A 13658-nucleotide genomic window follows, 5' to 3' on the forward strand; every position below is an offset into this window, starting at 1 on the left:
TTTGGGGCATGTTCATAACGGGCTTTTTATATTTTTAAGGTTTCCCCATTAACTGTTGTAATGGTTTTAACTGTTCCATATCGATGTTTCCTTTTTTCATCAATCCGAATAAGGCCATTACATCGTTTGGATTCATATTGTCACCGATGATGCGCGCTACGGCAAATCCGTTTTCGCTCTTACATCCGTACAATACAAACTCACTGATATGATCGGTATCGCCCACAAAATAAATCGCAGCACCATCTTTTCCATTTCCGGCTTTTACCAATTCCTGATACGTCGGATCTTTCAAAATTTCCTTTACTTTACTGCGTTCCACATCAAATTCCTGTTGGTTTTTACCATCGGCTTTAAAGGCCAGAACATTCATTTTTTTAAAGGATTCCAACGCTTTTTTCTCTTCTGTCGAAAGTGCCACTTTATCCACATTGATAATGCTCGGAGAAATATCAACCGCTAAAAATTCTTTATTATCCGAATTTTCTACAAAATATTTCTGTAAACTCGGTTTGGTTTCACAACCGGTCAGTGCTAATGAAAGTACGACCAATAAGGCTCCTATTCTTTTCATACTATCCGTATTAATGTTAAAAAAACCTGTTCACCAAAGATGAACAGGAATTCTGATTTATATTATTTCTGTGATGCTTTTTTTAAGGATTCACCGCCCGGAAGTTTCATTTTTTCGGTTAAGGCTGAAATTTCATCCAAATCGAAGTTACCGGTTAACGACATCAATACGGTTTCATTTCCTTTTCCGCTTCCGCCTTCGATATACATTAACAGCTCTTTAATCTGACTGCTGGTTGCTCCTGATTTTACGTAGATTTTTACGTTTTTACCGTTATCATTAACCCGCATCAGCTCTTCCAACGGATTCGCTTTTAAATAGGCCGTCACACTGCTTTTCATTTCCGAAGCGGGTTTGGCACTACTGGTTGTATAGACTTTCAGGTTGTCCAGTTTTTTTAGTAAGTTAATGTACACCTGCGTTTGTTTGTCGGAGGCATCCATTTTCACTTTACTCATCATTTCGAACATTTTCTTATTGACCACTACAGACGTGACATCGTCCTGATCGGCAAATTTTTCAAAAGGCGATTGTGCAAATACCATACTTGGCATGATAATTAAAGCGATCGCTACTACTATTTTTTTAACTATTGTTTTCATACTGTTTTTTGTTACTTGTTGTTTTTATTTAAAAATTGTTTTGGTGGTTTTTTCGTATTCTTTCATGTACCCCATACCTTTTACGCCGAGATTAACATTTTGCGACACCATTTCGAGTGCTTTTTGCGTTTCTTTATAAGCCACTTCCGGGTTTTCAAATGATCCGAGGTCCTGTTCCTGAGGTTTTTGGTTCAGGAAGGTGAAAAGTCCAAACAAAAGCGCGACGCTCGCAGCTACAGAAATCCACGCTACATAGTTACGTTTTCTGGGTTTTAGTGGAACTGTTTTTGTAAACTGTTCGTCTTTTGCCTGGGCGAAATAGCCAAACATTGCGCGATACTGCTCGTGATGTGGCGCCACATCGGGCTGCATAAAGTAGTTTTTCAACTCTTTTTCTTCGGCAATACTGGTTTCACCTGAAAAGTATTTTTCGATTAACCTATCCATTGAATTGAATTCCATAATTGTGTTTTTTAACCAATTGTTCTCTTATTATTTTTCTTGCTCTCGATAATGCTACCCGGACTGCTGTTTCATTCATGTCCATAATTTTAGCGATTTCCGAGAATTCATATTCTTCCACATCTCGTAACTGGAGAATTAACCGTTGTTGTTCCGGAAGGTCTTCCATTATTTTTTCGACCCAATTCCAGCTATCTTTATCTTCCAGTTGCCTTTGAGCACTTGCCGTACCATCGGAATAGTTATTGTGAACAATTTGCAAATTGGTTGCTCTTTTCGATTTTAGCTGATCCAGACAATAATTTTTAGTCATCGTCATTGCAAAAGCCTCTACACTATTATAATTCGACAGTACGTGGTTATTTTTCCATAATTTCACCAAAACTTCCTGAGTCGCATCTTCCGCTTCTTCAGTACTCACAAGCAAACGTTTCGCCATCCGGAACAGTTTGTCTTTAAAAGGAGAAATTACTTTGATGAACTCCTGTTGATTCATAATTTGGGGTTGGTTAGTTTTGGTTTATACAATCAAGACGAACGGTTACACACTTTGTTACATCCGTTTTTTAAATTTATAAAAAAAATAAAAAAAGCAGGAAGAAATCGAATATTTCAACCTGCTTTTGTTATCAAAAAAAAATAGTATTACTAGCGTACAATCAGCTTTTTAACTTCTTTATACGACTCCGATTCTAACGAAATTAAATAGGTTCCTGATATTAAATCGGATACGGAGATTTGTTTATGATCTCCTTTATTTAGTTGTTTTACCCTACGTCCGTATAGATCGTAAATCACAATTGTTGTTTCTTTTTCAGAACGAATGTTTACGATTCCGCTGGTCGGATTCGGATAAACAGAAAAGAATTCTGAGGTAAAATCTTTTGTTCTCAATGTAGCCTGATTGATTACACCTACTGCATCAAGGTCAAAACCACCGGAACCAAACGGTGTTGGATACGGATCGTTCACTATATTTCCGAAACTGTCACGGGTGGCATACTGTGGATCTATTGTTCCTACCACGTCAATTACTTTAACATGTGTAATTCGCTCTTTATTTAACAACGGATTATCCGGGATATCCGACAAATCGAATGGCGTACCAAAATTAGCTCTGTATTTTCCTGCCAGATTATTGATATAACGACAATCAATATTTCCGAATCCATTTACCTGTGTACTGGTTGGTGTTTCGCTATGCGCCGGGAAACGGAAGAAATTAACCCCATCCGAACTCACTTCCACAAAAGCCAATTCTAAAAACGTATCGGAAAAACTATTTTCAAAAACGGCAAAATCAAATCCCGGTCCGTTGGCAATTGGTGTTGCAAATGTCAATATAGCATTACCGCCATCACCCAAACTTACAATTCCACTACCGTCAGCAGCGCCTGTAGCCAATTCTGCGGAACCAATAGTTGCCAATGGTCCGTTTGGATTAATGATATCCTGAGGTCCGCGAACCACTGTAGCCGCAGTAGCCCATGCCACAAACTGAGAACTTCCGGCCGCAATTGCCGTTGATCCTTCCTGTCCCGCCGGTGGCGCATAGGATTGTGCATTACTAATTGTTGTTAACCCCAGCGAGGCGATAAGTAGTATTTTTTTCATTGTTTTGTATTTATTTTTAATTTTCGATGCAATGCACCTAAAAAATAAGCTACCTAATAGAGGTAGCCTACTTTTAATTTTCACATTTAATTATTGAGATAGAACCCATTTGTCCCTATTCCTGTCTCTTTTTGTACCAATACAGTTCCGGTAGCACTAAAAACGGTAACCTGACTTCTGGCTACAAAACCTTTGGCATCCGAAACATAAATTCGTCCGTTGATTGCCGCAAAGCCATAGAATGTCGAAAAGTCGTTATCCGCTACTGTAAAAATTGGCGTTTCACTTACTATCGACGCATTCAATCCTACGCGGTATACCCCATTACCTTTGGTAAAATAAACCACTTCTCCATCGATATCCATATTACGGGCGTTTGCCAGAGAAACCGGAAACGTAGTCGTTCCGACAATCTGATTATTCGTCGTATTAATTGCATACAATTTCGTTTCGGTTGTATTTCCGCATAACGCATACAATTGCGTTCCTTTGGCTTCGATAGAATTTAGCCCTTCTACTACTGTTAACGTGGTACTAATGGTATTCGTTGCGGCATCAATCACCGTGATTTCATTTCCGCTTCCGTAGGCCGCATTCTGAAGGTAAACTTTTCCGTTAACAGCCACTACTTTTTCAACCGTTTTATTTACCGGAATCGTAGCTAATTTTGCAAACGTTTCCGTATCGTATACCGTAACATTTTTTGAAACGGCATTGGTCACATAGAGTTTACCATTTAATGCAGCTGCATATCGCGGCTGACTCAATCCGTCGGTAATGGATCCCAAAGAAACGAACGTATGACGGTTGACTATTTCAATTTTATTAGAATTATTGATCAAAATAAAAGCCTTATCGTCATAAAGTGTCATGCTCTGCGCTACATCGCCTAAAATTTTACCCGGATTAACCGCTGGAAAAATACTCTCCTGGAAATCCTGAAAATCGTTCGACAGGAACGATACCGAAGCATTCGGTGTCATAAAATTTCCTTCGTTCAGCATAAAAACACCATTATCATAAGCTTCTAAAGGTGTCTCTATAACAATATCTTCACTTTTACTACAAGAAGCAAAAGCGAAATATAAAAGGAGCAGTGTTAGTATGCTGCTCCATTTTATGCTATTCCATTTCATACGAGTTACTATTAATTATTGAAATAGAAACCGTTTGGCATTACTCCTACAGTGTACGTTCTCTGAAGTGTTCCGGCTACGTCATAAACAGTTACTTTTCCGTTTGCCACATAATCGATCGCGTCACCTACATAGAATTTACTGTTTTGAGCAGCAAAGGCATAAACAGTAGTTGCTGTTGCAGTGAAAACCGGTGTTGTTGGTAAAGCCGCAGCGCCAAGGTCTTTTTTATACACGCCTTTACCTTTCATAAAGTAAATGCTTCCTGCTTCGATATCCATCAAGCTTGGGTGTTCACCCGCAGCAAAAGTAAACGACTGTGCTATTGCATTGCTTCCTAAGTCTACTTTTACCAATTTAGCACTTGTTTCGGTACCCGACCAAGCCGGTTTTCCGGAACATAGTACATATAATTCATTGTTGTTGATTTCGATAACAGACGGCACATCACCTACAGTAATCGTAGTCTGCACTACATCAGAACTATTGATCAACGAAATTTTATCATTAAAACTATAGCCTCCTTTATGTGCTACATATAAAGCGTTATTATAGGCTACGATTTGCTCCGGCCCTTCCGCTACAGCGATATTCCCTGTAATCTGATTGGTTGTAAGGTTTAGGATTGCCACATAATCATCGGTAGCTACTCCGGCATCACCCCAGTTGGTTATATATCCTTTTCCATTAGCAAAAGCAATATATCTTGGGTTTTGTAATCCGGTTTGGATGGTTGCCACACTTTCGAAAGTATAACGGTTCACCACCTCAACTTTGTTACTTCCGTTTAAAACGATATAAGCCAGATCACCGTTAAATCCAATGCTTTGTGCTGTATTCCCCAAAACTTTTGTTGGGTTAACGGTATTGAAAATACTATTTTGGAATAAGGTTGGGAATTCAGATGAGATATAACTTATTTCTGCATTCGGGGAACCGAAATTTCCTTCGTTCACTACCAGGACACCTTTTTCGTAGGCTCCTTTAGATACGGCAGCCGGTGCTTCTTTGTAAACGATTTCCTCATCGGTACAAGAGGCAAAAAATACAGCTGTTAAAAGGCCTAAACCAAGTAATTTGTTGATTTTCATTTGTTTTAAAAAATTAAAGTTAGGGTTACATTATAGTTTCTGCCAGGCATTAAACGACTGGCCACACTTTCATATTTTTCGTTAGTAAGGTTTCGAACCTGCGCGCCAAGACGGTAGGTGTTTTTCTTTCCGATACGATAATCGATTCCAAAATTGGACACCAGATAGTCTTTTACCATATATTTTGGATCGTTGTCTGATAAGGTAAATACCTCGCCATTATATAATGCCTGATAATAGGCACCAAAATTTTTAAAGGCATACGATACCGCTCCGGTCAGTTTATGATAGGGTACATAAATAAGCTGTTTATTCGTATTTTCATCTTCCGACACCGTATAGGCATAGGTTCCTTTTACGCCCAACTCATGCGATCCGATTTTATGAGTGTAATCCAATAAAACTTCCGCTCCGTACGATTGTACTCTGTCGGTGTTTACCGGCGCCCAATAGCCTTCACTCGTAGGAAGCCAACGCAACATGTCTTTTATTTTCATATAATAAGCGGTAGCCGTCAGACGCAATCCGCCAAAGCTAAACTCCTGTCCTAAGTCGGCCTGATAGGCACTTTCCGGTCGAAGATTCAGGTTTCCGCCCGGTTTCCAATAGAGGTCATTAAAGGTCGGTATACGGAAATTATGGGAACCGTTTAGTTTTACTTTATACCAGTTGGTAACGGCACAGGTCGCTCCGGCCGAAAACAAAAACGGACTTTGATAGGCATCGGTAATTTCTTTTCGTCCGCTTACTTCGTAGGTAAACGCATCGGATACCTTATGTTTAAACAGTACTACTCCGGAACCTATTTTGCGTTTGGCTTCACCAATCCCTTCACCTTCTCCATCGTTGATCGTATAATCGATAATGGCGTTCAGTTTTATGTTTTCGGTGATGGCATATACCACATCGTATTTCGCGATAAAGGTCTGCACTTCCCCAAACGAAAAGTTATCACTTTGAATATTGTCGTAATATTGATAGCGTTCTTTTAGAAAAGCCGCTTTTACATTCGATGTAAATTGCCCTGCGCTATTGGTCCACACCAACAAATTCCGACTGTTGGTATTGCGGTATTTGGTTCGGATCGCATTTTCGGAAGTAATCGAAAAATGCCGTTCATCTTCGTAAAACTGACTGTATAATTTCAGGCTGTTTTTATCGTTGATCTTATAACCGATATTGGCATTGACCGTCGCATTATAGTATTCCCCATTGGTATTTTTTTCATCCGATCCGACAAAAGGATAATCGTTATCCGAACTGTTCCGACTAAAACTGATTTGCGTATTCCACTTTTTAGTTCCGGCATTCAGACGGTACTGTGTATTGATCGTATTAAAACTACCATAACCCAGATACAATTCATTCTGAAAGGCTTCACGGAAGCGGAAATCGGTATTTAAGTGAACCGTTCCTCCGATGGCACCACTTCCGTAGACCACACTTCCCCCACCCGATTTTACCGAAATGGAATTAAAATCGCGCGTAGTAACCGTATTAAAATCCGTCTGACCCAATAGCTGGGAATTGATATTGATTCCGTTCCACAACACGGCCGTTTGTTGCGCAGTAGTTCCTCTAAATGAAGCCGACGACACCATTCCGTATCCGTTTTCTTTAAAATAGATCACGGAATTATAATTTAAAAGCGAGGTTAAAGCCGGCTGATTTTGCTGAATAATCGAATCGTTTAGTTTTAAAACCGTTTGCGACACGTTATTATCGCGTAGCTGAACGTCCGACACGATCACTTCGTTCAGGTTAATAGTATCATTCTGGGCCAATAGCAACTGGCTCAAAAACAGCAATGCGAAAAGTAGTTTTAATCTCATAGTCTTAACAAGCCTTTTTTCCCGAAAGCTTTTAATTATTATTTACTATGGCAGGTCTCCTGGCTTGCGTCCTGTGGTTCACCTTCCCATAACGATACGTTACAGTGGTCGAAGCATAACAACAGGCATTCTCCGTTTTTACGGAAGAACAAAGCTCACAGTTGCGGGTACAGCTCAAGATTACATCTTTTATATTCGGACGACACTTGATTCCCTTTTAATATACTCAGCGAAAGGCTTAAGTATAACCATAATACATTGCAAAGATAGTCGTAAGATTGAAATTATCTAATCCTTAAACCTTTTTTTTGCACATCTCACAAAAATACATCGAAAATAAATTTATTTTTGCAGAAACCGCAACCGTCATCATTATGAAAAAAACAGCGCTTTTAGCTTTGCTTTCTTTGGGATTACTAACCGCTACCAGTTGTAAAAAAGACACACAAACTTCCGAAAAAGCAGTTGTTACCGGAACCAACAGCATTCAATATGCCAAAGGACTTTCTCTTCAACATTACGATGGATACAGCGTGGTAAAAGTGACGAATCCGTGGCCGGATGCAAAAGAAGGCTTTACCTATATTTTACAGGAAAAAGGCGGAATTATTCCGGACAGTCTTCTAAAATACACCACTATATCAGTCCCGGTACAATCGGTTGTAGTAACCTCAACCACCCATATCCCGGCATTGGAATTATTAGGAGTGGAAGACAAACTGGTTGGTTTCCCGAATACGGATTATATTTCTTCCGAAAAAACCCGGGCGCGTATCGATGCAAAAAAAGTAAAAGAAGTCGGTAAAAACGAAAGTCTGAATACCGAAGTGATGATCGACCTCGATCCGGGTGTTGTCGTTGGATTTAGTATCGACAGTAATAACAAAACCTATTCCGCACTGGAAAAAGCCGGTTTAAAAGTCGTTTATAACGGCGACTGGACCGAACAAACTCCATTGGGAAAAGCCGAATGGATTAAACTAATCGGTGCTTTATTCGGAAAAAACGAAGAAGCCGAAACCCTGTTTAATAAGATCAAAAAAGACTATACCGAAGCACAGGCCATTGCCAAAAACGCCACAAAACAACCCAGCGTATTTAGCGGTGCGATGTATCAGGATACCTGGTATTTACCGCAAGGCGACAGTTGGGCGGCCGTTTTCCTAAAAGATGCCAATGCCAATTATTTATGGAAAGATTCCAAAGGAACCGGAAGTGCTTCCGTTTCCTTTGAAGCCGTTTTTGACAAGGCACAGAATGCCGATTTCTGGATTGCGCCGGGCGATTATTCATCGATTAAAGAATTATTGGATGCCAATCCACATTATGCACAATTCAACGCACTAAAAAACAAACAAGTCTATTCGTTTGCTTTAAAAAGAGGTCCAAAAGGTGGTTTTATGTACTTTGAACTGGCACCAACCCGTCCGGATCTGGTTTTAAAAGACATGATCCGTATTGTACATCCGGAATTACTACCGGATTATCAATTGTATTTTTTCCAAAAATTAAACTAATTTGACCGCGACCAACCGCCATAAACTGCTATTCGGATTACTGGGAATTACCCTGATCGCACTTTTTCTGATCAATATCGGAACGGGTTCTGTTTCCGTACCTTTAAAGGAAATCCTGAACAGCCTGACCGGTAATGAAGTCAGCAAAAAATCGTGGGAATACATTATCCTGAATTACCGTCTGCCTAAAGCCTTTACCGCTATATTGGCCGGAATGGGCTTATCGATTAGCGGTTTACTAATGCAGACCTTATTCCGCAATCCGCTGGCCGGACCTTATGTTCTCGGATTAAGTTCCGGAGCGAGTCTGGGTGTTGCTTTTGTAATTTTGGGCGCCGGGGTCTTACCGGTATTTTTACGCGATCTGCTGATTTCCTCCTACGGAATCGTAATTGCTTCTACATTGGGTAGCTTTTTGGTTTTAATGGCCGTTCTGTTTGTATCGCGCCAATTACGGGATACGATGGCAATACTGATCGTCGGTTTGATGTTTGGAAACTTTGCCTCAGCCATTGTAGGCGTATTAACCTATTTCAGCACCGCCGAACAATTACAAAAATTCACATTCTGGTCGTTGGGAAGCCTCGGTAACCTGTCGTGGACTTCGATCACGATACTTTTTACCACCGTGTTTATCGGTATGCTGTTAAGCCTTATCAGTATCAAACCCTTAAATGCGTTGCTTTTAGGCGAAAATTATGCCCGTAGCCTTGGGATCAACTTTGGAAGAATCCGTTTTATCATTATCATCGCTACGAGTTTACTGGCCGGAAGCATTACCGCTTTTGCCGGACCGATAGCCTTTGTCGGATTAGCTGTACCGCATATGGCCAAACTATTGTTCCAAACCAGTAATCATGCGATATTATTCTGGGCGACTTTGGCATTGGGCGCAGCGATTATGCTTTTATGTGATACGCTTTCGCAAATGCCGGGTAGTGAAATGACCTTACCGATAAACGCCATCACTTCACTGATCGGTGCTCCGGTGATAATCTGGTTATTACTCCGAAAACGCAAAATGATCAACTAATGGAAACCGTACAAAACAATATCCTGACAACTTCGGGTTTGACCATTGGTTACAAAACCAAAAAAGCGACCACTATCATCGCCGAACAACTGCAATTGGAATTACCTTTGGGTAAACTCATCACGCTAATCGGTAGTAATGGTATTGGAAAATCGACCTTATTACGTACGCTTACCGGGATTCAGAAACCATTGGAAGGAACCGTTTTACTAAACGATAAAAATATTAGTACCTACGAACCACTTGAACTGGCGCAACATTTAAGCCTGGTACTTACCGAAAAATTACCACCGAGTAACCTTAGTGTTTTCGAACTGGTAGCCCTTGGTCGGCAACCGTATACCAACTGGCTTGGGACACTTTCGGACGAAGACATCGCTCAGGTTAAAAAAGCTTTGGAACTCACTCAGATCACACATCTGTCCGATAAAAGACATTATGAGATTAGCGACGGACAATTACAAAAAGTACTCGTAGCCCGCGCACTGGCTCAGGATACGCCACTGATCATTCTGGATGAACCGACTACACATCTGGATCTTTTACATAAAGTGACCTTGTTTCAACTTTTAAAGCGACTGGCACACGAAACCGGAAAATGCATTTTGTTTTCCACTCACGATATCGACCTGGCCATACAACTTAGCGATGAAATGATTGTGATGTTACCGGGAACCGTTTTACAGGATACGCCTTGTAACCTGATTGCGAATCAGATATTTGATCAGCTTTTTAAAGACGAAAACATTGTATTCGACAGCGAAAAAGGAAAATTTATCATTCGCTAAATTCAATTTGGTTTTGTAATTTTAACAGAACTAAAAAACGTGACATGAACTGGAAAACCCCAACTACTGCTCTGATATTAATGCTAACCAGCAGCATTGCTCAGGCACAGCTCAAAACAGTCGATTATTCCGATGGTAAGCAAGCCCTTCAGGGTTTGATGGCTACTCCTAAAAAATCAAAAGCCAATAAGCCGGGTGTATTGATTTTACCTGCCTGGATGGGTATTGATGCCAACGCAAAAGAAAGTGCTCAGGAATTGGAAAAACTGGGTTACCACGCTTTTATAGCCGATATTTATGGCGTGGGCAATAAACCGGAAAATACAAAACAGGCTGGAGAACGCGCCGGATTTTACAAAAAGAATCCTTTGGAATATCAAAAACGTATCCGATTGGCCATAGACGAACTGGTTAAACAGGGTGCCAATCCGAAAGAACTGGCCGTAATAGGCTATTGTTTTGGCGGAACCGGAGCCATTGAAGCCGCACGGGCCAATTTTCCGGTAAAAGGTATTGTCTCTTTTCACGGTGGATTAGCAAAAGAACCGAACGAAAAAACCGGATTGATCCAACCAAAAGTACTGATCCTTCACGGCGCCGACGATCCGTATGTACCGGAAAGCGATATTAAAAACTTCCAGCAGGAAATGCGCGATGCCAAAGCCGACTGGCAGATGGTGTATTACGCCAATTCCGTTCATGGTTTTACGCATAAAGATGCCGGAAGCGACAATAGTAAAGGTGTCGCTTATAACGAAAAAGCAGCCAAACGTTCCTGGAAAGCCATGCTTGACTTTTTTGATGAGATTTTTAAATAAAGTATAGAAATAAAAAAAACAGTCAGGTTTTAGAAAACTGACTGGTTATAATTAATACGAAGACCTGTCAGGCTTTGGAAACCGGACAGGTCTTTTTTATAGAATGCTCAAGGTTTTATTATCCCTTTTGTTCGTAATCGTAGTTTACCATCCAGTGGATTCCGAATTTATCGGTAAACATTCCGAATAAAGCACCCCAGAATGTTTTTTCCAAAGGCATGGTTACTTTTCCTCCGGCTGAAAGACCTTCGAAAATACGTTTTGCATCCGCTTCCGAATCAGCATTGATAGAGATCGAAATATTATCACCGGCCGTAACAGCATGTCCGCCGCAACCTTCTGCAGAATCACTTCCCATTAAAATTGTTCCACCAATTGGAAGGCTTACGTGCATGATTTTTTCTTGTTCCGATTCCGGCATGGGCTGCTCGGAAGGCATATCTTTAAACTTTCCTTTGTACTGGAATTCACCGCCAAATACCGATTGGTAAAAATCAAAGGCCGCCTCACAGGTACCGTTGAATGTTAAATAAGGATTTACATTTGCCATAATTTTGCTGTTTTTTGTTTGTTTTGTTTGGAATCTCAAATGTAGCCAATATCCGAATCCGACACGTAAACCGTTTGTTATTTTTCAAAGTGATCAGGCTATACTTTTTTCACTAAAAAGCACGCTATTATAGTGTTTCCGGAAGTTCAAAATGGTCTACTTCGCGTACTGCTCCGGATTCGAGATTTTGTAGTGTTATAGTTCCAATTCGCACGCGAACGAGACGTAACGTTGGAAAGCCTACAGCCGCTGTCATTTTTCGTACCTGACGGAATTTCCCTTCGGTTAACGTTATCGAAACCCAACTGGTTGGTCCGTGTCGTTCGTCTCGGATTCTTCGTCCCTCTCCTATAAAATCCGGTAATTCGGTAATACGCCTGGCTTCGCATTTTTTTGTGGTATAGCGTGTTCCTTTTACTCCGATTTCGACACCGTTTTGTATAGCTTCAACAGCTTCAGACGTAATGATTCCGTCTACCTGAGCATAGTATTCTTTGGCTACGGTTTTGCTACGCACCCGTTCACTCATCATACCGTCGGTTGTGAGGAACAGTAATCCTTCCGAATCTTCATCCAGTCGGCCGATAGCCATCGTTCCTTCCGGAAAAGCATAAAGTTCACCCAGTAGTTTTTTATGTCGTTTCTTTTCATAAATAAACTGACTCAGATAGCCATGCGGTTTGTGGATCAGAAAATGATAGTGTGCCATAACAGTGGTATTTGCGGCAAAAATACACTTTTTTAATCGTATCGATTAGCCGGAAACCGTTAACTGCGTTTTCTTTTCGCGCGCCAATACCGAGGTGTAATAACTGCACAGCAGGTCGTATAATATCATTTCACACTGACGATTATTGGAATCAAACAAACGATTCATCATCATATGAATATGACTCCCCAACACATCGTCCAAACGTTCCGGTTCCAGCTGTTCCCGTATTGTATTGGCCACTGTCAAAATAGCACGATTTCTTTCCTGAAGCAATGCTTTTAGGTCGTTTGAATCGGGATCGCTTTTCATAAAACGATCGATTTCATTTTTATGATTCCGGTATTTGGTACTCAGGTCTTTTTTGGTCGCCGCATTTACCTGAAATTCCTTAAAAAATCCTACTCTAAGATGTTCGACCAGATTTTTTCGTGCTTCCCTATCATAACCGAACACGTCCAGAAACGAATCGATAGCCACCATTCCAACCATCCATCTTTCATTATCATTATCGGTAAGCTCTAATACGGTAAGTAGTTTGACAATACATTCGCTATCGTAAAAAAAGAGCGTTTCGGTTTCTTCCATTACCATTTCTCCGTAACGATTCAATTCCCGTTCGTAGGTCTCGGTTTGGATTTTCCAGATCGTATGCTGCTCCGATAAACGGCGAAAGGTAGCCTGAAAAGCGAGAATTACCATTCCGATATGTTCCGGTTCCGTCAGATGCAATCGCAGTCGCAAGTGATGTTCCGGATCGGCATAACGGATAAAAAACCATTTATCAATTAATCCGTCGCGTAACAAACCGGTTACCACCGTGTATAAATGGTTGTACAAAACCGAATCGGTTGTTGCAAAACCGGTATAAATCTTATAATACAGCCATTCTTCCCCTATAAGAAAAGACGTTTTGACATTGTTTTCCATTT

General features: G+C 40.6%; 15 protein-coding genes and 1 riboswitch. Of the genes, 4 read left to right on the forward strand and 11 right to left on the reverse strand.

Going from position 1 to position 13658, the window contains the following annotated elements; translation table 11 throughout:
• Nucleotides 1–34: 34 nt before the first annotated feature.
• The 8 genes from E6C50_RS10820 to E6C50_RS10855 all read right to left on the reverse strand — a co-directional run bounded on the left by E6C50_RS10820 (nt 35) and on the right by E6C50_RS10855 (nt 7311).
• Nucleotides 35–574 carry a DUF4252 domain-containing protein gene (locus E6C50_RS10820; protein WP_136403249.1) on the reverse strand — a complete coding sequence of 180 codons (540 nt, stop codon included), beginning with the start codon at nt 572–574 and terminating at the stop codon, nt 35–37.
• 62 nt (nt 575–636) lie between these two features.
• Nucleotides 637–1176: a DUF4252 domain-containing protein gene (locus E6C50_RS10825; RefSeq protein WP_136403250.1), complete on the reverse strand. Its 540-nt coding sequence runs from the start codon at nt 1174–1176 to the stop codon at nt 637–639.
• Nucleotides 1177–1200: 24 nt separating this feature from the next.
• The gene (locus E6C50_RS10830; protein WP_136403251.1) at nt 1201–1638 is read right to left on the reverse strand and encodes a DUF3379 domain-containing protein; all 438 of its coding nucleotides are present in this window, start codon (nt 1636–1638) and stop codon (nt 1201–1203) included.
• The gene (locus E6C50_RS10835) at nt 1616–2134 is read right to left on the reverse strand and encodes an RNA polymerase sigma factor (protein WP_136403252.1); all 519 of its coding nucleotides are present in this window, start codon (nt 2132–2134) and stop codon (nt 1616–1618) included. Before E6C50_RS10835 ends, E6C50_RS10830 begins: the two co-directional genes overlap by 23 nt.
• 152 nt (nt 2135–2286) lie before the next feature.
• The gene (locus E6C50_RS10840) at nt 2287–3252 is read right to left on the reverse strand and encodes a T9SS type A sorting domain-containing protein (protein ID WP_136403253.1); all 966 of its coding nucleotides are present in this window, start codon (nt 3250–3252) and stop codon (nt 2287–2289) included.
• An 86-nt stretch (nt 3253–3338) separates the two neighbouring features.
• Nucleotides 3339–4388, reverse strand: coding sequence for a YncE family protein (locus E6C50_RS10845; protein WP_136403254.1), 1050 nt, complete (start codon nt 4386–4388; stop codon nt 3339–3341).
• 11 nt (nt 4389–4399) lie between these two features.
• Complete coding sequence (locus E6C50_RS10850; RefSeq protein ID WP_136403255.1) at nt 4400–5479, reverse strand: YncE family protein; 1080 nt, start codon at nt 5477–5479, stop codon at nt 4400–4402.
• 5 nt (nt 5480–5484) lie between these two features.
• A complete protein-coding gene (locus E6C50_RS10855) occupies nt 5485–7311 on the reverse strand; it encodes a TonB-dependent receptor plug domain-containing protein (RefSeq protein WP_136403256.1) in 1827 nt (608 codons plus the stop codon).
• A gap of 32 nt (nt 7312–7343) precedes the next feature.
• Nucleotides 7344–7579: riboswitch (cobalamin riboswitch) on the reverse strand.
• 106 nt (nt 7580–7685) lie between these two features.
• Here E6C50_RS10855 and E6C50_RS10860 point away from each other — a divergent pair.
• From E6C50_RS10860 to E6C50_RS10875, 4 genes are read left to right on the forward strand one after another with little or no spacing between them, the layout of a single operon-like run.
• Nucleotides 7686–8828, forward strand: a complete 1143-nt coding sequence (locus tag E6C50_RS10860; protein WP_136403257.1) for an ABC transporter substrate-binding protein — start codon at nt 7686–7688, stop codon at nt 8826–8828.
• 1 nt (nt 8829) lies between these two features.
• Nucleotides 8830–9861: an iron ABC transporter permease gene (locus E6C50_RS10865; protein WP_136403258.1), complete on the forward strand. Its 1032-nt coding sequence runs from the start codon at nt 8830–8832 to the stop codon at nt 9859–9861.
• The gene (locus tag E6C50_RS10870) at nt 9861–10649 is read left to right on the forward strand and encodes an ABC transporter ATP-binding protein (RefSeq protein ID WP_136403259.1); all 789 of its coding nucleotides are present in this window, start codon (nt 9861–9863) and stop codon (nt 10647–10649) included. The genes E6C50_RS10865 and E6C50_RS10870 overlap by 1 nt, the downstream gene beginning before the upstream one ends.
• 44 nt (nt 10650–10693) lie before the next feature.
• On the forward strand, nt 10694–11467 hold the full coding sequence (locus E6C50_RS10875) for a dienelactone hydrolase family protein (protein ID WP_230978999.1): 774 nt from the start codon (nt 10694–10696) through the stop codon (nt 11465–11467).
• 118 nt (nt 11468–11585) lie between these two features.
• On the opposite strand, the gene E6C50_RS10880 is transcribed toward E6C50_RS10875, so the two are convergent.
• From E6C50_RS10880 to E6C50_RS10890, 3 genes are all read right to left on the reverse strand, one after another.
• The gene (locus E6C50_RS10880) at nt 11586–12017 is read right to left on the reverse strand and encodes a VOC family protein (protein WP_136403260.1); all 432 of its coding nucleotides are present in this window, start codon (nt 12015–12017) and stop codon (nt 11586–11588) included.
• A 127-nt stretch (nt 12018–12144) separates the two neighbouring features.
• Nucleotides 12145–12726, reverse strand: coding sequence for a pseudouridine synthase (locus E6C50_RS10885; protein WP_136403261.1), 582 nt, complete (start codon nt 12724–12726; stop codon nt 12145–12147).
• A 45-nt stretch (nt 12727–12771) separates the two neighbouring features.
• Nucleotides 12772–13656 carry a thiopeptide-type bacteriocin biosynthesis protein gene (locus E6C50_RS10890; RefSeq protein ID WP_136403262.1) on the reverse strand — a complete coding sequence of 295 codons (885 nt, stop codon included), beginning with the start codon at nt 13654–13656 and terminating at the stop codon, nt 12772–12774.
• Nucleotides 13657–13658: the final 2 nt, after the last annotated feature.

This window comes from Flavobacterium supellecticarium (genome assembly GCF_004801375.1).
Classification (GTDB): Bacteria; Bacteroidota; Bacteroidia; order Flavobacteriales; family Flavobacteriaceae; genus Flavobacterium; species Flavobacterium supellecticarium.